The sequence below is a fragment of the Neisseria dentiae genome (genome assembly GCF_024580525.1).
In the GTDB taxonomy this organism is placed as follows: domain Bacteria; phylum Pseudomonadota; class Gammaproteobacteria; order Burkholderiales; family Neisseriaceae; genus Neisseria; species Neisseria dentiae_A.
On the sequence record NZ_JANIKQ010000053.1, the window covers coordinates 1 to 1,105 of the forward strand.

The window sequence follows — 1,105 nt, forward strand, 5'->3', positions numbered from 1 at the left end:
TGCCGGCAACCAGTTTGCTGTATGCCAAGATTTGTTCGCGCTCTTTGGCCGTCAGGGCGGCAGGGGTTTTGCCGTTTGTCAGAGCCTCCCCTACAATCTCCCCCACGGCCGCGCCGATTGCGCCGTCTTGGCATTTGCCCTTATTCGCCGCCGCTGCCGCACAGCCCGCTACGGCATGGGCTATCTTGTGGGCAAGATAGTGCTGATCCAGCCCTTTGATTTTGCTCGCCGCTTCTCCGTGTGCGCTTTTCACCAAAGCCGCAAGGATATTCGCTTCCAAATTGTCTTTCAGGCTGCCGCCGTTTACCGCGGTATGAATCAGCGCGGCGCTGCCGGCGTCGGCCAGATTCACGGTCATGTTGTTGACCCACTGCGTATCGCCGGCATTGGCCAGTGCGGAAGCACCGATTTTGTTGGATACGCCTGCGGTGGCGGCGGCAACCACTATGTTTTTCACCGTGCGGCTTCTGCCTAACTCTTTCAGGGTTTTGCCGATATCGCCTTTGTTGTTGATCAGCGAAATGGAAGCCTGACTGACCAAAGCTGTAAAGGCGGCATCGGCCATGGCTGCCGATGCGGTACCCTGTGCCGCTCCGATAAGGCCTGCTCCTGCGCCTCCGGTTACCGCCGCTACCGCCAGGGCGATAATCGCAGCTCCTGCTCCGGTTAAGCCTTCCTGCTTATAACCCCATTTGTCGTAGGCGAGCTGCACCTGTTTCCAATCGACGTTCTTGGCCGTCTGAAGCTGTTTCAGGTAGGCGTATTCGGGCTGTTTGGCCAGCTTTTCGATTTCGGCTTTGAGATTGCCTTTGGGGATGTCGGCGATGTAGCCGCCGGGGGCGGTCAGCTTGGGCAGCGCCGGCCCTTCAAAACTCGGCAGCTTCAGCGTCTCCACCGTGCTGCCTTGGCCGGCCTGCTTTTGCCAAACGGTTGAGTTGGATTCCAACTTTTCTTCGGTTTGGATACGGTTAACGATGCCTTTGAGGATAATTTTCGCATCGGCACGGGCTTTTTCGCCCACCCCTGCCTGTATGTCGGCTCCGGAAAGGGTTGTTTTGAATTCGGTGCCTTCGAGTACGGTATCCCAGCCGGAACGGGTTTTGGC

At 57.8% G+C, this 1,105-nt stretch carries 1 protein-coding gene; it reads right to left on the reverse strand.

Going from position 1 to position 1,105, the window contains the following annotated elements:
* The coding region (locus tag NQ012_RS12810) for a DUF637 domain-containing protein (protein WP_257067961.1) at positions 1-1,105 on the reverse strand (1,105 nt) is incomplete at both ends.